The organism is Streptococcus cristatus, from assembly GCF_001578775.1.
Classification (GTDB): Bacteria; Bacillota; Bacilli; order Lactobacillales; family Streptococcaceae; genus Streptococcus; species Streptococcus cristatus_A.
In genome coordinates, this window is the sequence record NZ_KQ969062.1 from 268,653 (window position 1) to 287,252 (window position 18,600).

An 18,600-nucleotide genomic window follows, 5' to 3' on the forward strand; every position below is an offset into this window, starting at 1 on the left:
CACTTCGGCTTGAAAATACGACTTCAAGGTCTCTTGCAGTTTGGTTTGAAATTTATCCGTTGCTTTCTTCCAGACGAAGCTGTACTTGTTGGCATTGGCTTCAATTTTCGTCCCGTCAATGAAAAGGCAGTCCAGACTAATCAAGTCTTCCATCTTGAGGCGAAGATTGAGTTCAATGAAGAGATTTTTGATGAACTCTTCCATGCAGTCCGCCACACGAAAACGATTGATTGTCCGATAGCTGACAACATGGTGGCCTGTCAAATAGCTCATAGCAAGATTTTCAGCCATGAGCTTTTCGATTTTACGACTAGAGAAAATTCCTTGCGAGTAAGCAAATAGCAGCGCAGATAAGAGCATTTTAGGATGATAGGAGGGCCGACCAAAATCGTGGTAGAAGGCAGCAAAACACTCCTCTTCCAGTTCATCAACCACCTTCTCAATAGTAAACACAATATGGTCTGGTGGTAAGCAAGAAGCAATTTCCAGTGGTAAAGTCGTTTGATTTGTGTTATAGTGGATATGCATGGGATAGCCTTTCTCATATTTTTTTATCAACTATATTTTAGCAAGACTATCTCTTTAAAGCAAAAAGCAACGGCACTAACCGTTGCTTTTTTAATTTACTTCAAGGACTTTTGTCTCAGCCTCTTGTTTTATCAGTCTATTTCTGGGAAAAGTTTGGCCAGTATTTTAGGGGTGATACTTTGTCCCGGCCCCTCAGCACAATAGGTGTGCATATACATAGAGGGATTGAAGTTAAGCTCAATGCAGGTACAGTTGGGATTTTCCTTGGTAGAAATAGCAGAGCTGTCAGGGATGATCAGGTCAACGCCACAAGCCCAGGCTCCCATAGCCTTTGCCATGTCCGCAGCGAGTTCCTTATAAGACGGGTGCATGCTGTCTGTGACGTCAATCGAGTCTCCGCCAGTAGAAATATTGGAATTACGCCGCAAGTACACCTTGACTCTATCAGGCAGGATATCATCTGGTCCGTAGCCTTGCTGGTCTAGCATGAGCAACTCAATATCGCCCAGTTCAATGATTTCGAGTGGTGAACGATGGTCTCGGCCCCGCAGCGGATTGTCATTTTTGATGGCAACCAATTCTCTCACGGTGTGTTGACCGTCTCCAACGACATTGGCTGCTACTCGCAAGAGGACTGCCTCACATTGACCGTCTAAGACAAAGAAGCGGTACTCCGTTCCAGCGATGAATTCCTCCACCAAGACGGCAGCGTCTTCTGAAAAAGCGATCTCCAAAGCCTTGCGATAAGCTTCTATGCTAGCTGGTTCTTGGAAGATAGAGATGCCCAGTCCGAAGTTGGTTGACTTGGGTTTGACGACAATTTGTCGGTCCTTAATCAAAGGGTAATAGGCTAGTCCATCCTCTAGGGAAGAAAATTCTGCTCCAGCCGGAACAGGAAAGTCAGCTGCAGCTAAAATCTTTTTGGTGGCAGTTTTATTGGCCATAGCCAGAGGGATGACATAGTTATCCTTAGAGGTCATATTGCCGTTCTTGACATACTCCACATGGTGATCATGCCAGAGCTTGAGAAATTGGTCATTTTCATCTAAGATTTCGAGATGGAGGCCTTTCTGGAGAGCGTCAAACATGAGCATTTGAGTGGAAAGTTCCATACTTTCATACCCCTTGAGAGCGTAGGGCGCGGTCCAGGCGTAATCTCGATATTTCATAGCCTTTGCCAGTCCAAAAGCTGATAGGGAATTCTTCTCAATTTGAGGCAATAATTGCCCTGCCAGAGTCAGCTTGGGCTCAGCCAGCGTAGCTTTGACTTGCGTTAGCAATTGATGGTAGGAGGCAGGGAGGTTGAAATGCTGAATCACATTTTCCATAGCTTGGAGAAGAGCAGAGCTGTCGGCCTTTGCAGGTAGAGGCGTCAAGGGGTGAGCCAGAGCAACGGCATCGTTGAGAGCATGAGCCGCTTGTAGCTGTGTATCGCTATCTGTCACATCATCCAGCCACAACAGGGCCAAGAGAAAGAGATGGACCGTGTCCAAGGTTTCCTGACTGATGCCCAAAGCGTCGAAAGGATTGAGGTCGAAACAGCGCAGTTCCAAGTAAGTAATGCCTTGTTCCAGATAATCTCGATTTCGTTTTTGCCCACGAAAGCGCACAGGCGAGTAAAATTCCTTTTCTGCACTTAGGTCGCCAGACTCGACATAGGCTTCGATGTCCGAGACATAGCTTTCCAGCGAGCGAAATGACACATGAACATGCTCCTCATTGACGTAGCCGTGATGGCTATTTCGGAGTGAACGAACAGGAGACTCAACTGACTCATCGTAAAAGCCAGCTTCTGCCAGTGGAGCCGCACCATAAAGATAGGTCAAGAACCAGCGGAAACGCAGGAAATTGCGAGCTAATTTGAGATAGAGAGCATTTTTAAAATCCTTGAAGGAAGAAAAGTCGCTAGCCTCAAAGAGAGCCGTCATCAAATCTTTTCCTAACTCGATATTGTAATGAATGCCGGAAATAGTCTGGAGCCGTTTGCCGTATTTTTCTGCTAAACCTTGCCGATAATGGAGTTCGTAGGTATTTTCGAGGTGGGCAATTTCAATCTCGTCTTCTCGTAGCTGGGGTGGCATGGATAAGGGCCACATGAGTTCATCTTGGGGAATGGAGCGTCCAGCTACATCGGTAATGGCACCCAGCAGGCGACGGGCTTCCTGAGTTGAAGAGGCGATGGGCGTAATTAATTCGAGCTGTTGCTCGCTAAAATCCGTCTGGATATAGGGATGAAAACTCCGAGAACCCAGAGAGCTGGGATGGGGAGTTGAAGCCAGTGTACCTGCCTCTGTCACGCGCAGGGATTCTCTTTCCAGTCCAAAAGTCGCCTGTAAGATCGGGCTGGCAGGGTCTAGCTTTTCAAGTAAACGATCAATAGTCATCATGTTTTTCCGTCCTTAGTATAGTACTTTCAGTCTATTATAAAAAAGGCCAGAAAACAACTATTTACTACGTTTTGAGGAAAATTCCGAACCTTTCTTTTAATTTGTTTGATTTTTTTCGGAAAAATAGGAATTTTGAAAATTTTAATTCGTTTTCAAAAGACAGAATCCAAATTTACAAACCTCTCAATCTTGAAAAAAATTCAAAATTTTCTTATAATAGGGTGTAAGATACGTTTGCAGGTGAAACTCCTGCCTTGTAGATTAAGAAAGGAAGAGCTCTCGCAGCTCAGACGAAATTATGACATCAGTTGTTGTTGTAGGAACCCAATGGGGAGATGAAGGAAAAGGGAAAATTACGGATTTCCTTTCGGCTAATGCTGAAGTGATTGCCCGCTACCAAGGCGGTGACAATGCTGGACATACGATTGTGATTGACGGCAAGAAGTACAAGCTGCACCTGATTCCATCAGGGATTTTCTTCCCAGAAAAGATCTCAGTGATCGGAAATGGGATGGTGGTCAATCCTAAATCTCTGGTCAAGGAGTTGGCTTATCTGCACCAAGAAGGTGTTACCACAGATAATTTGCGCATTTCAGACCGTGCCCATGTCATCTTGCCTTATCATATCGAGCTGGACCGCCTGCAAGAGGAAGCTAAAGGTGACAATAAAATTGGTACCACGATCAAGGGAATCGGCCCTGCCTACATGGACAAGGCTGCGCGTGTTGGTATCCGTATCGCTGACCTTTTGGATAAAGACATTTTCAGAGAGCGCTTGGAGCGGAATTTAGCTGAGAAAAACCGCCTCTTTGAGAAATTGTACGATAGCCAAGCGATGAGCGTTGACGATATTTTTGAAGAATATTATGAATATGGTCAGCAAATCAAGCAGTATGTGACTGACACATCTGTCATCCTCATGACGCTCTGGATCAAGGCAAGCGTGTCCTCTTTGAAGGGGCACAAGGTGTCATGCTGGATATTGACCAAGGTACCTATCCATTTGTAACTTCGTCTAACCCAGTTGCTGGTGGGGTGACGATTGGTTCAGGTGTTGGTCCAAGCAAGATTGACAAGGTAGTTGGTGTCTGCAAGGCCTATACGAGCCGTGTCGGTGATGGACCATTCCCAACTGAATTGTTTGATGAAGTGGGCGAACGTATCCGCGAAGTGGGCCATGAATACGGTACAACGACGGGCCGTCCGCGTCGTGTGGGCTGGTTTGACTCCGTTGTGATGCGCCACAGCCGCCGCGTATCAGGCATTACTAACCTTTCCCTCAACTCCATTGACGTTTTGAGTGGCCTGGACACTGTGAAAATCTGTGTGGCTTACGACTTGGATGGAGAGCGTATTGACCATTATCCAGCTAGTCTCGAGCAGCTCAAGCGCTGCAAGCCAATCTATGAAGAATTGCCAGGCTGGTCAGAAGACATTACTGGTGTTCGCAGTCTAGAGGATTTGCCGGAAAATGCCCGCAATTATGTCCGCCGTGTCAGCGAGCTGGTTGGTGTCCGCATTTCGACCTTCTCAGTCGGACCAGGCCGCGAGCAAACCAATATCTTGGAAAGTGTTTGGTCAAGTTTATAAGCAAGTGAAGACAAGAGAGTGGGACAGAAATCGGTAATTCGTTAGAATTCGATTTCGTCGTCCCACCTCCGCACAGTTGAGTAGGGCTGTAAAAGCTGATGAAATCAGCGTAGTAGAGCCCACTCAACCACTGCGTCTTGCTCGACAATCCAAAGACAATTGAGAGGTTAGGACTTTTGTCCCAGCCTCTTTTTGAAAGTAGAAAGAGGAAAAAATGTATCAAACGATTTTATTTGACCTAGACGGTACCTTGACCAATTCAGAACTAGGGATTACCAACTCAGTGGCCTATGCCTTAGGAAAATATGGGATCGAAGTGCCAGACAAGAAGGCATTGAGGGTTTTCATCGGTCCGCCCTTGCAGGATTCTTTTGAAATCTTTTATGGATTTTCAAAAGAAGAAAGTCTTAAGGCGGTGGAAGCTTATCGAGAGTATTTCTCTGAAAAGGGTCTCTATGAAAATGAAGTCTATCCAGGCATTCCTGAATTGCTGAGTGAGCTGAAACGAGCTGGCAAGAAGCTAATCGTGGCTACATCAAAGCCAGAAGGCTTCTCGGTTCAGATTCTCAAACATTTTGGGCTATATGACTATTTTGACTTTGTATCTGGAGCAACCATGGATGGCAGTCGGCGCAAGAAAAGTGATATTATCCAGCATGCTTTGGAATCTATGGGAATTACGAATTTGGCTGAAACACTGATGATTGGGGACCGAGAGCATGATGTCATCGGAGCCCAGACGCAAAAGATTGATTCTATCGGAGTGCTTTATGGCTTTGGCAGCCGAGAGGAGCTAGAGACAGCGGGAGCAACCTATATCGCTCCGGAAGTTGGCCATATTGCAGCATTTATAGGCTAATAATTTTTGAAATAATAAAAGTTGGAACTTTTCTAATGTTCTGAATATTACTTGATTTAATATTTCAATAGGCGTATAATTATCGCAGCTTAAGTCACACAGATTAAAGAGGTGATAATATGAATTTATCACGATATATATTAGAATACGTTACTGATGATGGCACGTTGTATTTTAATACCAAAACTAATCATTCATTTTTAATTACACATGAATTGAATAGAGTAGTTGATAGCAATGATGTGATTAGGAAAGAGTTTCATGTTTAATGTAAGAGGGATTGTTCAATCATGTACAGTTGCTTTATATGAACCTCAGAATATTTTCGGTAACATTAATAAAGGTTTTGTGAATTACAGTAAGCTGAATGATTGGGTTTTTCAGATCGACGAAAGTTGCAAGGAGTGCCCATTTGTTCTAATCTGTAAGTCTGGCTATTGTCCGATGGCTAAGCGAATTACGAAGACAAGCTCACGCTATCTATGTAAAAGCATGAAGGAAAGAATTCGTAAAAATTTAGCACTTTTCGCTTTATCAAAATCTTATAATGATATTTTAGATGTGGACTAGAAAGGAGGATATTATGAAGGTTAAAGTGAATAAAAAATTCGATGACAAAGCGAATGCTAAACCTAGAATATTTAACAATAATTGTGACTGTAAGTAATTATGATTTTAAATTAGAAAAGAGGGTTGTACTAGCCCTCTATTTTGGTAGGTGATTGTTATGAGAAACATTTACAAGTACATTGATAAAAAGTATCTTTTTCCCATTTTACTAGGGCGTGTTGTAAATGGTGGTTTGGTATTAGCCCAGCCGCTGATTTTATCAAAGGCCTTGAAGTTAGATCAGGATGGCCTTTCATATGAAAAAATTCTCAATTTTGCTTTATTTGGCTTGTCTGTCTATCTTGTTATCTACAGTCTGATGCTCTTTGCAAATCATTCGCACAATGTATTTCGAAGGGAAATCAATAAAAATGTCCGCGCTCTTTTGTTTAAGAAGGTCATACTGAATCCTAGATTTTCAAATAATGAAAAAGTTAGTATTCTAACCCAAGATATGGAGTATGTAGGCGATAATTATTTAGAAAATATAAATGTGATGATGAGCTGGGGCTTTGTAGCTCTTGTTACAGCTATTTATATTGTTTCACAAAATTTTCTCTTAGGCTTTATTTTTGTTGTTTTTACTATTATGAGGCCCATTCCTCAGTTCATGATGAATCGTCGTTTACAAGATTCTGGGGACAACTGGTCTAAACTTAGGACAAAATTACATGGACTTGTTTCAGACAGCATGCAGGGGAGTCAGACCTTACGGATTAATCAGGCCATGAAGCTGAATGAAGAGCGAGTGAATGATCTGAATGGAGAGTATCAAAAAGCAATCCAGCGATTTTGCTTTACTCATAATGTCATCTTTTTCTTTAATGGTTTTATGGTCTTTTTTAGTCAAGTTGTACCGCTTGCTTTTGGCTTTTATTTGAGTTTACAGGGGAATTTTATCTCCATCACAAGCCTGATTTCAATGTATGTTGCTGCTGGTATGTTGGTCGAACCTATCCAAACTCTGATGTACAGTGCAGCCAATCTCCAAGGCTCTCTTCCGACTGCTAATCGCTTGTTTAAAATTATCGAAGAGGAGCCTGATTTTGAAGAGACAAATGATCAATTCGTAGAAAATCTTGAAATTTTGCGCTTGGATCATGTTTCTAAAAGCTTTGCCGGACGTCAGCTTTTTTCTGACTTGACTGCGACGATTCCAGCAGGGCAGAAGGTTTTGATCAAAGGTCCGAGTGGGTCTGGTAAGACGACTCTTTTTCGTTTGATTTTAGGAGAAGAGGCATGCGATAAGGGTGAGATTTTCGTTCAATATAATGGCAATCAGACAACGGGTCATTTTCAGGGCAATATCGGTTTAATTAGCCAGCATCCTTTTCTATTTAACGAAACTATTCGCTATAATCTAACTTTTGGTCAGCCATTTCAGGATCATGAACTATTGGCTGTATTGGATCAAGTTGGTTTGACAGATGAATTTCAGGATATTTTAAATATAGAGATTCATAATAACGGTGAAAATATTTCAGGAGGCCAACGTGTCAGACTAGAATTAGCTCGTTTTCTCTTACGTGAGAAGGATATTTTATTAGCGGATGAAGTAACGGCGGCTTTAGATGAAAAAAATGGTCGGATAGTCAGAGACTTGATTCTTTCTCTGCCTATTACCGTACTAGAAATAGCCCATCATATTGATGAAGAAGAGCGTTACGACCAAATTGTAGAGTTAAGGAAGGATTGAGGGATTTTGATAAAGAAGGCAGCCTTAAGTCTGTGAAAACGGCCAATAATCCGTTGGACTGTTGGAGCTAACAAGATATGATTTTTTCAAAGAGTATTAAGTTTCATTTAAGCTAGGCAGGTTATACTATCATCATAAACAAAGACCTCCTAACTTTGTTTAAAATCCTAAACTTTTTCATAATAATCTCCTATAAGAGTCGCCCAATCGGCGGCTTTTTTGTGAATAGAAGACAGGCTGTGATATAATGAAACAAAAACTCTATACGGACAAGGAAGAAAATGGACTATACTATAGAAGAAAAAGAATTTTTTATGCGGGGGGCCTTGAAGGAGGCGGAGCTGGCCTTGGCCAATGATGAGATTCCCATCGGCTGTGTCTTGGTCAAGGATGGCGAAATTATCGGCCGCGGTCACAATGCTCGTGAGGAGCTGCAGCGGGCGGTTATGCATGCAGAGATAATGGCTATAGAGGAGGCCAATCAGCGAGAAGAGAGCTGGCGTCTCTTGGATACTACGCTCTTTGTCACCATCGAGCCTTGTGTCATGTGTAGCGGCGCCATCGGACTGGCCCGCATTCCCAAGGTGATCTATGGGGCTAAAAACCAAAAATTTGGTGCTGCCGGCAGTCTCTACGATATCCTGACTGATGAGCGCCTCAATCATCGGGTCGAGGTGGAAAGCGGGATTTTGGCAGAAGAATGCGCAGCCATTATGCAGAATTTTTTCAGAAATCGAAGAAAAAAGTAGAAAAATTTAGCCAAAAGAGAAAGTTTGTGTTATACTATTCATTGGAGCAACAGTTTTGCGTGAAGCGGGTCAGGGGAGGAATCCAGCAGCCCTAAGCGATGTAAGCTGTGTGCTCTTTTTTTGTACAATCAAAAACCCTTTGAAATCAAGGTTTCAAAGGGTTTTATTTTATTTCTTATAAGCAAGGGGGAGAAAAGGATCGAATTGTCAAAAATTGAGCAAGCGTTTTAGATAACAAAAAAATATTTTTCGCAAACGATTGCGTTGGCTTCTGGCAAAGGATGAGCAAATTTGTTAAAAATCTAATAAATTACAAAATGAAAGCGTTTTTATTACAGGAATTGCTTGATAAAAAAGTATGAAAGCGATATGATAGAGTGGAAGAAAAAATGGAGGAATATCATGTCACATATTAAATTTGATTATTCAAAAGTTTTAGATAAATTTGTTGCCCCACATGAAGTGGAATACATGCAAGCACAAGTAACAGCTGCGGATGAATTGATCCGTAAAGGAACTGGTGCTGGTAGCGACTTTTTGGGTTGGTTGGACCTTCCTGAAAACTACGACCGCGAAGAATTCGACCGCATCTTGAAAGCCGCTGAGCAAATCAAGTCAGACAGCGATGTCTTGGTTGTAATCGGTATCGGTGGATCTTACCTTGGTGCTAAAGCGGCCATCGACTTCTTGAACCACCACTTTGCAAACTTGCAAACAAAAGAAGAACGCAAAGCTCCACAAATCCTTTATGCAGGAAACTCAATCTCATCTACTTACCTTGCTGACTTGGTAGAATACGTAGCTGACAAAGACTTTTCAGTAAACGTAATTTCTAAATCAGGTACAACAACAGAACCAGCTATCGCTTTCCGCGTCTTCAAAGAACTTTTGGTGAAGAAATATGGTCAAGAAGAAGCCAACAAACGTATCTACGCGACAACTGACCGCCAAAAAGGTGCCGTTAAAGTTGAAGCAGATGCGAATGGTTGGGAAACATTTGTGGTTCCAGATGATATCGGTGGACGTTTCTCAGTCTTGACCGCAGTTGGATTGCTTCCAATCGCAGCATCAGGTGCGGACATCAAAGCCCTTATGGAAGGTGCAAATGCAGCACGTAAAGACTACACTTCAGATAAGATTGCTGAAAATGAAGCTTACCAATACGCAGCGGTTCGTAACATCCTTTACCGCAAAGGCTATGCAACTGAAATCTTGGTAAACTACGAGCCATCACTTCAGTATTTCTCAGAATGGTGGAAACAATTGGCTGGTGAGTCAGAAGGGAAAGACCAAAAAGGTATTTACCCAACTTCAGCTAACTTCTCAACTGACTTGCACTCATTGGGTCAATTTATCCAAGAAGGAACTCGTATCATGTTTGAAACAGTTGTTCGTGTTGACAAACCACGCAAGAACGTGATTATCCCTAGCTTGGAAGAAGACCTTGACGGACTTGGTTACCTTCAAGAAAAAGATGTTGACTTTGTAAACAAAAAAGCGACCGACGGCGTTCTTCTTGCCCACACAGATGGTGACGTACCAAATATGTATGTGACTCTTCCAGAGCAAGATGCTTTCACTCTTGGCTACACTATCTACTTCTTCGAATTGGCCATCGCCCTTTCAGGTTACTTGAATGCCATTAACCCATTTGACCAACCAGGTGTTGAAGCATACAAACGCAACATGTTTGCCCTTCTTGGAAAACCAGGATTTGAAGAATTGAGCAAAGAACTCAACGCACGTTTGTAATATAAAACGCAGCCTCCCTTCGGGGAGGTTTTTTGCTCTTTTAAAAATCAACTGCTAGCCTGCTTTGTTAGTCAGCCCGCTATCTGGCTTTCTTCTTATTTGTCGACTCAGCGATGGTTTTCCTTTCCCTGATTCAGAGAAGATGCAGTAGCAATGTGATAGACTTTTATCTAGAAAGTTGAACTTGCTGCTATTTTGATGGCTCTAGAAAAGCAGAGGACCAGGATTGGAAAGGAGTCCTGATGAAGTTATTATTGGCTGAAAAAGTGAAACAAAAATAGTCATATATAGTTGGTTTTGTGGGCACGGACGAGAGTTCGTGCCTTTTTGCTTGTGTACTTTCAAGCTAAGCCAGTTCAAAATATGATATACTGGAATAAAGTTATATTAGCATGACAAGTTTCACGCTAGGCTATTGTCTTTAAACAGTAGGTACACAAGGTAGAAATTCTGATAGTTTGCGTAGCTATTTGACTGGTATGGTTATAGAAAAGAGAATAGCAGCATTCAGTGAAGAGGCAGTGTGAAGTTAATAGAGTCGTCTTTTCAATGATAGAAGAGCCAATAGATGAGGAGGAGCTATGGGAAAGAGAAATCTGGAAGCTTTGAGGCAGAAACATCAATCAAAATTCAAGAAGGCTCAAACGAAAAAGCCAGCAGATAATCAACCATCCTTTCTATCCAAATGGAAAACCAAGGAAGACAAACATATCAAACCATCTGCTGGATTGAAAGAAGTGCAGGGAAGACCCGAAGAAAATCAAGCTCGTCCCTCCGTTTCCTCTCCATCAAAAGTGGCATTTCCAATAGAGAGCTCAAGCAATGAGTTGTCTGCCGTCTCTTCAATAGAGGACAAAACCGGCTATGGGGCTAAACCAAGTCCTCAAGACCAGCCAGTGTTTTCTGAGCAGTTAGGAGGAGCTCAGCAGGTAAAGGAGCCTCTGTCGCTTCTGTCGCAGAATTTGTTGGAATTAAAGCAGAGAGAGCTGAAGCGTCTCATTTCTAGCTTAGAATCACTGAAAGCTAACAAACAAAACCAAGTCCTTGGTGGAAATCAAGCTAGCCAGCCGGTGTCTGACCTTGTAACAGAACCAAAGCAGACAAAGCTTTCTCCGCGAATATCCTCTAATGAGCTTGCTAGAGAGATAGATAAAGTAGAGTTTAAGAAGAAAAAACTAGGATTCTTTTCTAAGATATGGGTGATGGTACTTTCTAGTTTGGGTATTATGGCTTTTTTGGCTGAGACTGGAAAAACGTGGCTAGAGATGGAAAAGGTAAAAGATAAAGAAAAAGCTGCAGATATTTCTCTTATGTTAGACTCATATAGAAAGGATCAAGATTTAAAATCTGCTAATCGTCCAGAATGGATTGCTAAAAAAGAGGAGTATCAGTTTCATATTAGCTATGATGATATCACTTCTTTGTTCTTAGACTTCACTTCGTCGGTTCCAAATCTGACCACGGTCGACGAGGTAGTTGCAAAGTTAGGGAAAGCTGAGTCTGGTAAAGAAATAGACCAAGATGACCCAATCAAGACGATAGCTTTAGACTACTCACAAGCAGGGACGGAAGCGAAAGTGAGCCTCTCTTTTAAGAGCTATTTTGGTTCTTCTGAAACTCCTAAGTTGCAATCCCTAAAATGTGCGCATCTCAGTAGTGCACATCTACCAAACCGAAATGCTCAACTTACTCGTCAAGAACTTGCTGGTATAGAGAAAAGGAAGGCCTATCAGGAGATTGTCAGTCAGTTGGGACTTCCAGAGCGCCTTGATTGGAATGGGGGAATCTTGGGCAATGCTACTTTATCGATTTATTACCGCTTAGAGGATGGGCAGGAAGTCGGTTTTTCTTTTGAAAATAATAAGTCTCAGAGCTATCAATTGACAGAGAGTTCAGGTTTGGGAAATGAAACGGGAGATGCAGGTGCTCACTAGCGCTTGCCTAGCAGGAGAATCAGCCGTTTGTAGAAAGGGAATGAGCAATCAAGTATTTAGTTGATGGGTGAAAAGGTGAAAGATAGAAATTTAGAAGCATTGAGGCGGGAACACAAATCCAAGTTTAAAGCCAGAAATACTTCGTCAGTCAGGAATCAGCGGGAACGGGGAGGGGCTGCCCTCGAACAGACAAAGGAAGAAGCAAGGAAAGACACGCAGAGAACAGAGTCAGCAGTCAATCCTAATGGCCAGTTTTTAGCAAAGTCTTGGCTATCTCGTTATGCCTATCTTCTAGTGATTGCTGCAGGTCTAGTGGGACTGATTAGCTTCTTGATGGTGTATAAGCAACCGATTTTTAGGCTAGCAGGAAGTCGATCGGTTGTATCGGCCGTTAATACTGTTCCGACAGAATCAGAAAATAAGATAGGGCTACTGACGAAGGGAAATTCAGCTTTTATTGAAAAGAATCGAGAGGTCGATTTTCAATTCGAAGAGATTTTAGAATTGATTAAAACCATGAACGAACCTAATGTGTCTCCAGAGGATATCGTTAAGAAGTATGGAAAAGCCAGTTCTGGGAGTGAGGATAATAGCGTGAAGGGCAGTAAATTGATGACACTTTCCTACAATTTGGTAGGAAGAAAAGGAGTTGTTGATATGCACCTTAGGAATGCTGGAGGGGGAATGGAGCTTTCTACAGTATCAGCCACTTTCTTCCAGAATGCTGGGGAATCGATTACGAAGACAGTTGATGATTATCGGTCGCTTATTCCTCAAAGTAAGCGAGAAGGGATGGAAATCAAGCAAGCTATTGCAGAACTGGGGATGCCAAAGAGTATTTATGCTCATAAAACGTTTAAAAAGCAAGTTGATTTTTTTAGTATTAGCTATCCAACTAAGGAAAAGATGTCTGTTTCTTTGTATTTTGACGAAGTGAATGGGACTTACCGCCTCACCAGTATGATGACAAGTACGGTCTGAGAGCCTAGACTGAGAGCACGGATTTTTTCTTAAATAGACAAGGATAGAAGGATGGGAAAAAGAGATTTAGAAAAATTACGAAGGGAACATAAGGGAAAATTTAGTAGAACTAGGGCACCCTTAAAACGAGAGTCTAAGGAAGGGTCTGGTTTGCTAGCTGAAACAAATCTCAAGGAAGGCACAAGGCAGGTACCAAAGTCAACTTTTAAGAGAACCGCAAAGTTTAAACACAAATCACCATTTTTCAAGCTAGTGAGTGCTCTAGCCCGGATAGGCCTTGTTATCGGCCTACTTGTCTTAATCGGGAATTGGACCAATTCTTACAGAAAGAATCCGTTTGTAAGAACAGAAGCAAAATATTCTTCTTCAAATGCCGAAGTTTTGGATTGGGAACCAAGGGATTTTATAAAGTATAAGATTGAAGAGGACGAGGATAAAAATATAACAGTATCCAATTTTGTTCGTCAACATGGTTTAGCTAAAAGCAGCGATGAAACGGTGATTGGCAAGAAGGATAAATTATTATCACTGATCTATGATTTGAAGGGAGGAGGCTTTGCCGTCCTTCAATTCTGGGATTTTGGTTCAGGTCTACATCTTACTAGCATAGCTTATAATATTTATCAAAATGAGGATTTGACAGGGGAACGGCTTTCCTTCCTTAAGGGAATGACATCAGATGAAGAAAATGGCATTACTGATCTAGAAGTGATAGAACATTTGGGACTTCCCAACAACTACTACAAAGCAGTGGTGAAAGGATATTACAGTATGTCTATGGGCTATAGGGCAGAAGATAAAACCTTCTTCCATTTAAACTTTGTAAAGGGCAAGGACGGACAATTTCATCTGAATAAAGTTCAAGAGTCTAAATAGCTACTAGCTGCTAATAAAGTCACAACTGCATAGCCGAATTGTGTTATAATAGAGAAATAAAAGAGATAGAGAGTGGGACAGAAATCGGTAATTCATTAGAATTCGATTTCGTCGTCCCGCCTCCGCACAGTTGAGTAGGGCTGTAAAAGCTGATGAAGTCAGCGTAGTATAGCCCACTCAACCACTGCGTCTTGCTCGACAATCCAAAGACAATTGAGAGGCTAGGACTTTTGTCTCAGCCTCCAACAAAGAATAGAAAGAACAAAGAGGTGACGTCATGTCTGCTACGAAAATGAACGCTCAAGAAATTATCAAATTTATCGCTGATGCCAAGAAAAAGACTCCTGTCAAGGTAACCTTTGATGGAGAATTACACGGTTCGATTCCTTGGTCTGTTGTGAAGTTAGGCAATGTTCTTTTTGGAGACTGGGAAGAAATCAAGCCCCTCCTAGTGAACTTAGAGGAAAACAAGACCTATGTCGTAGAGCAGGATGCCCGCAATTCAGCGGTGCCGCTTCTGGACAAGCGCGACATCAATGCCCGTATTGAGCCGGGCGCTATTATCCGAGATCAAGTTGAGATTGGTGACAATGCTGTCATCATGATGGGGGCAGTCATCAATATCGGTGCAGAAATTGGTGCTGGGACCATGATTGATATGGGTGCTATTCTGGGCGGCCGAGCGATTGTTGGCAAAAATAGCCATGTCGGTGCTGGTGCGGTTCTGGCAGGAGTCATTGAGCCAGCTAGCGCAGAGCCAGTTCGGGTTGGAGACAATGTGCTGATTGGTGCCAATGCAGTTGTGATTGAAGGTGTACAAATTGGCAGTGGTTCCGTTGTTGCAGCTGGTGCGATTGTGACCCAGGATGTTCCTGAAAATGTAGTGGTTGCTGGTGTTCCGGCACGAGTTATCAAGACCATTGACGAGAAGACCCAGCAGAAGACAGCTCTGGAAGACGCTCTGCGTACGCTTTAATATTGGTTAACAGGATACTGCCGCCCTTGAATTGCATCAGGGGCGGTCTAGCTCTTTGTTTGCTCTGACAGGATTTTAAAGGAAAGAAACAATGCTTGATTATCTGAACATTCGCCGTGATTTACACCAGATACCAGAAATCGGTCTGGAAGAATACAAGACCCATGCTTATTTGATGCAGGTCATTGATGGACTGACAGCAGGTCTAGACTTTGTGGAAATCCGAACTTGGCGGACTGGTATTTTGGTCTTTATCAAGGGAAGTTCGCCGGATAAGACGATTGGTTGGCGGACGGATATCGATGGTCTTCCGATTGTCGAGGAGACAGGTCTGGACTTTGCTAGTACCCATGAAGGTCGCATGCATGCCTGCGGACACGATATGCACATGACGGTCGCTCTAGGCCTGCTGGAGCAAGCGGTGAGCGCTCAGCCTACCCACAATCTGCTCTTTCTCTTTCAGCCTGCTGAGGAAAACGAAGCTGGCGGTATGCTCATGTATGAAGACGGTGCGTTTGGCGACTGGCTGCCAGATGAGTTTTATGGTCTCCATGTGCGGCCTGACCTCAAGGTCGGTGATATTGCCACTAACAGAGGAACGCTATTTGCTGGCACCTGTGAAGTCAAGCTGACCTTTAAGGGGAAAGGAGGCCATGCAGCTTTTCCTCATGAAGCCAATGATGCCTTGGTAGCGGCTAGCTATTTTATCACCCAGGTGCAGACCATTGTCAGCCGCAATGTTGATCCGATCGAGGGAGCGGTTGTGACCTTTGGTTCGCTCCATGCTGGCACGACCAACAATGTCATCGCAGAAACGGCCTTTTTGCATGGCACCATTCGGACTCTGACTCAGGAGATGAACCTCTTGACTCAGAAACGCTTACGGGAAATAGCAGAGGGCATAGCCCAAAGTTTCGATCTGGAATTGGACTTGGAGCTTAAACAAGGTGGCTACCTACCTGTAGAAAATCATCCTGGCCTGGCAGACGAATTGATGGACTTTTTCCAGAAGGAAGAAGGAGTAGAGCTGATTGATATTGCGCCGGCTATGACAGGCGAGGACTTTGGCTATCTGCTCAGCAAGGTCAAGGGCGTCATGTTCTGGCTGGGAGTGGACAGCCCCTATGCCCTCCATCATCCCAAGATGACACCGGACGAGGCAGCACTGCCCTTTGCTATTGAAAAGATTGGGAAATTCCTAGATTATAAAATAAACGAAAGATAAGAAAAGAGGGGACGAGCTGCATGAAAAAAGAGCTGAGACAAACTGTACTGAACCAGATGAAGAAACTTTCGGGAAAAGAAAAAGAGCAGGCAGATAGCTGGCTGACCCAGCACTTGCTCAGTTCAGGAGCTTATCAAGAAGCTAAGGTCATCGCTACTTATCTTTCTATGCCGCATGAAGTCTCAACTGCGGCTTTTATCAAGCAGGCTCAGTTGGATGGCAAGCGGGTTTTGGTGCCTAAAACCTATGGCCAGGGTCGGATGATATTTGTGGACTATGATGAAAGTCGCCTGCAAAAAAGCTCTTTTGGTCTTATGGAGCCGATAAGTGAAGAGGCTGTGGATAAGACAGAAATTGATCTGATTCATGTGCCGGGTGTGATCTTCAGTTCTCAAGGCTTTCGGATCGGTTACGGAGGCGGCTACTATGACCGCTATCTGGCTGATTATGAAGGAGCATCCATCAGCACTATTTATGCAGTCCAACAGGCAGAATTTACACCAGCTCAACATGATGTCGCAGTAAAGGAGTTACTTATTTATGAAGCCAATCTTTGATAGAGACTATCCTGTGACAAGCATCCTGCTTATCCTGACGAGCCTTGTTTTTGTCTTGATGTTTCTTTCTTACGGTTTTCAATACAGCAGTTCCGAAGCCTTGTATCACTTTGGAGCTGTGCACGGTTACACGATTCAAGCGCTGCCGGAGCAGTTTTGGCGGGTTTTTGCTGCTATTTTCATCCACATTGGTTTGGAGCACTTTGTGGTCAATATGCTGCCCCTCTACTTCCTTGGCCGACAGATTGAAGCCATCTTCGGCTCTTGGAAATTCTTGATACTCTACCTGATGTCAGGCGTGATGGGGAATTTATTTGTTGTCTATTTTTCACCCAATAGCTTGGCAGCTGGGGCATCTACTGCTCTTTTCGGCCTTTTTGCTTCTGTTGTTTTGCTTCGTTATGCTACGCGGAACTACTATCTACAGCAGCTGGGCCAATCTTATATGAGTCTACTAGCTGTCAATCTGATCATGAGTTTTTTACCGGGGATTAGCCTTGCAGGCCACTTGGGTGGTCTAGTCGGTGGAGCTTTAGGAGCTGTGATCTTACCGGTTTCGGGAGAGCGCTACGCTTTTAGCAAGACCCAACGGTTTTTAGCACTGACAGCCTACCTTGGATTAGCATCTATTCTAATTTTTTGACTTTTCAACGACCAATTTTTTAAGAAATGAATTCAAATACCGCCTTAAAAAGCGGTATTCCAAAATGTGGCCAACCTCTGTCAGCAATAGAAAAATTGCTGATAGAGGTTGATTACCATATAATGAAAACTCTTAGAGATGCTGATATGACATCATTTTTAAGAGTTTTTTTACTTTATCCAGCAAAAGAAAAAGATTGAAGAAATTGTCCAAAATGGACTTTTTCTTCAATCTAACACCTAGTAAATCTAGGTGTTTTTTTGTATAGTGTTAAAAGCTGATGCATCAGCTAATCTATTGCTTATGCACTTCTATTATTTTTTCGTTTTCTTATCTAATTTTTTACCTAAATCGATAATGTACTGTTTCAAATCGTCTTTGACTTGAGGGTGCTTGAGGGCATAATCGATAGAAGTTTTCATGAAGCCAAACTTGTCGCCGACATCATAGCGATCACCTTTGAATTCGCGGGCAAAAACGCGCTGAGTCTTATTGAGGGTATCAATGGCATCAGTCAGTTGAATTTCATTACCAGCGCCAGGAGTTTGTTTTTCCAAGATTTCAAAAATTTCTGGCGTGAGCAGATAGCGACCGATAATGGCCAAATCACTTGGTGCATCTTCTGGTGCTGGTTTTTCAACAAATTTTTCAACGCTGTAGAGGCCATTGACGCCTTCGCCTTGCGGTGCAATAACGCCATAAGCAGAGACTTCTTCGTGAGGAACTTGCATAACTGCAATTGTAGACGCGTGGGTTGCTGCGTAGTCATCCATGAGTTGTTTGGTGAGTGGCACTGCCTTGTCATTGGTAATGTCCATCAAGTCATCCCCCAGCATGACCACAAAAGGTTCATTTCCGACAAAGGCTTTAGCTTGTAAAACAGCATCCCCTAGTCCACGTGGATGACTCTGACGGATGAAATGCAAGCCAATACCAGTGGTCTCATCCACCAGCTTGAGCAAGTCGTTCTTGCCCTTTTCTTTGAGGTTGTATTCTAGCTCAAAGTTGGAGTCAAAGTGGTCCTCAATGGAGCGTTTTGACTTCCCTGTGACAACCAGAATGTCTTTGATTCCAGATTTGAGAGCTTCTTCGACGATAAACTGAATAGTTGGTTTGTCAACGATCGGCAGCATTTCCTTGGCCAGTGCCTTAGTGGCTGGCAAGAAGCGGGTTCCGAGACCGGCTGCAGGGATGACTGCTTTTCTGACTTTTGACATAAATTTCTCCTTTTTAAAAAA

At 43.0% G+C, this 18,600-nt stretch carries 16 protein-coding genes, 1 other RNA gene and 1 pseudogene; 15 read left to right on the plus strand and 3 right to left on the minus strand.

Features of this window, described 5'->3' with window-relative positions:
- Both SCRDD08_RS01315 and gshAB read right to left on the minus strand, forming a co-directional pair.
- On the minus strand, nucleotides 1-528 hold a 528-nt coding region (locus SCRDD08_RS01315), incomplete at its 3' end, for a transposase (RefSeq protein ID WP_196756158.1).
- Between the two features lie 131 nt (nucleotides 529-659).
- Nucleotides 660-2,912: a bifunctional glutamate--cysteine ligase GshA/glutathione synthetase GshB gene (gene gshAB, locus SCRDD08_RS01320; protein ID WP_061423239.1), complete on the minus strand. Its 2,253-nt coding sequence runs from the start codon at nucleotides 2,910-2,912 to the stop codon at nucleotides 660-662.
- Nucleotides 2,913-3,213: 301 nt separating this feature from the next.
- Between gshAB and SCRDD08_RS01325 the strand changes: the two are divergent.
- The 15 genes and pseudogenes from SCRDD08_RS01325 to SCRDD08_RS11780 all read left to right on the plus strand — a co-directional run bounded on the left by SCRDD08_RS01325 (nucleotide 3,214) and on the right by SCRDD08_RS11780 (nucleotide 17,562).
- Nucleotides 3,214-4,505, plus strand: a pseudogene (locus SCRDD08_RS01325) (adenylosuccinate synthase).
- A 214-nt stretch (nucleotides 4,506-4,719) separates the two neighbouring features.
- A complete protein-coding gene (locus SCRDD08_RS01330; protein ID WP_061422089.1) occupies nucleotides 4,720-5,364 on the plus strand; it encodes an HAD family hydrolase in 645 nt (214 codons plus the stop codon).
- Nucleotides 5,365-5,625: 261 nt separating this feature from the next.
- A complete protein-coding gene (locus SCRDD08_RS01335; protein WP_061422090.1) occupies nucleotides 5,626-5,934 on the plus strand; it encodes an SPASM domain-containing protein in 309 nt (102 codons plus the stop codon).
- Nucleotides 5,935-6,091: 157 nt separating this feature from the next.
- On the plus strand, nucleotides 6,092-7,669 hold the full coding sequence (locus SCRDD08_RS01340) for an ATP-binding cassette domain-containing protein (protein WP_061422091.1): 1,578 nt from the start codon (nucleotides 6,092-6,094) through the stop codon (nucleotides 7,667-7,669).
- Nucleotides 7,670-7,950: 281 nt separating this feature from the next.
- The gene (gene tadA, locus SCRDD08_RS01345) at nucleotides 7,951-8,418 is read left to right on the plus strand and encodes a tRNA adenosine(34) deaminase TadA (protein ID WP_061422092.1); all 468 of its coding nucleotides are present in this window, start codon (nucleotides 7,951-7,953) and stop codon (nucleotides 8,416-8,418) included.
- Nucleotides 8,419-8,458: 40 nt separating this feature from the next.
- Nucleotides 8,459-8,539: signal recognition particle sRNA small type (gene ffs, locus SCRDD08_RS01350), an RNA gene on the plus strand.
- 281 nt (nucleotides 8,540-8,820) lie between these two features.
- Nucleotides 8,821-10,170, plus strand: a complete 1,350-nt coding sequence (locus SCRDD08_RS01355; protein ID WP_061422093.1) for a glucose-6-phosphate isomerase — start codon at nucleotides 8,821-8,823, stop codon at nucleotides 10,168-10,170.
- Between the two features lie 581 nt (nucleotides 10,171-10,751).
- The gene (locus tag SCRDD08_RS01360) at nucleotides 10,752-12,104 is read left to right on the plus strand and encodes a hypothetical protein (protein ID WP_061422094.1); all 1,353 of its coding nucleotides are present in this window, start codon (nucleotides 10,752-10,754) and stop codon (nucleotides 12,102-12,104) included.
- A gap of 75 nt (nucleotides 12,105-12,179) precedes the next feature.
- Nucleotides 12,180-13,085, plus strand: a complete 906-nt coding sequence (locus SCRDD08_RS01365; protein ID WP_231089313.1) for a hypothetical protein — start codon at nucleotides 12,180-12,182, stop codon at nucleotides 13,083-13,085.
- A gap of 51 nt (nucleotides 13,086-13,136) precedes the next feature.
- A complete protein-coding gene (locus SCRDD08_RS01370; RefSeq protein WP_061422095.1) occupies nucleotides 13,137-13,961 on the plus strand; it encodes a hypothetical protein in 825 nt (274 codons plus the stop codon).
- Between the two features lie 277 nt (nucleotides 13,962-14,238).
- Complete coding sequence (gene dapD / locus SCRDD08_RS01375; protein WP_002917803.1) at nucleotides 14,239-14,937, plus strand: 2,3,4,5-tetrahydropyridine-2,6-dicarboxylate N-acetyltransferase; 699 nt, start codon at nucleotides 14,239-14,241, stop codon at nucleotides 14,935-14,937.
- Nucleotides 14,938-15,028: 91 nt separating this feature from the next.
- Entirely contained in the window at nucleotides 15,029-16,162 is a 1,134-nt protein-coding gene (locus SCRDD08_RS01380) for an N-acetyldiaminopimelate deacetylase (RefSeq protein ID WP_061422096.1), read from the plus strand.
- A gap of 20 nt (nucleotides 16,163-16,182) precedes the next feature.
- A complete protein-coding gene (locus SCRDD08_RS01385) occupies nucleotides 16,183-16,719 on the plus strand; it encodes a 5-formyltetrahydrofolate cyclo-ligase (RefSeq protein WP_061422097.1) in 537 nt (178 codons plus the stop codon).
- Nucleotides 16,703-17,362 carry a rhomboid family intramembrane serine protease gene (locus SCRDD08_RS01390; RefSeq protein ID WP_155719748.1) on the plus strand — a complete coding sequence of 220 codons (660 nt, stop codon included), beginning with the start codon at nucleotides 16,703-16,705 and terminating at the stop codon, nucleotides 17,360-17,362. Before SCRDD08_RS01385 ends, SCRDD08_RS01390 begins: the two co-directional genes overlap by 17 nt.
- A gap of 26 nt (nucleotides 17,363-17,388) precedes the next feature.
- Nucleotides 17,389-17,562, plus strand: a complete 174-nt coding sequence (locus SCRDD08_RS11780; protein WP_231089314.1) for a hypothetical protein — start codon at nucleotides 17,389-17,391, stop codon at nucleotides 17,560-17,562.
- A 114-nt stretch (nucleotides 17,563-17,676) separates the two neighbouring features.
- Here the strand turns inward: SCRDD08_RS11780 and galU are convergent, their stop codons facing one another.
- Entirely contained in the window at nucleotides 17,677-18,579 is a 903-nt protein-coding gene (galU, locus tag SCRDD08_RS01395; protein WP_015605882.1) for a UTP--glucose-1-phosphate uridylyltransferase GalU, read from the minus strand.
- Nucleotides 18,580-18,600 lie beyond the last annotated feature (21 nt).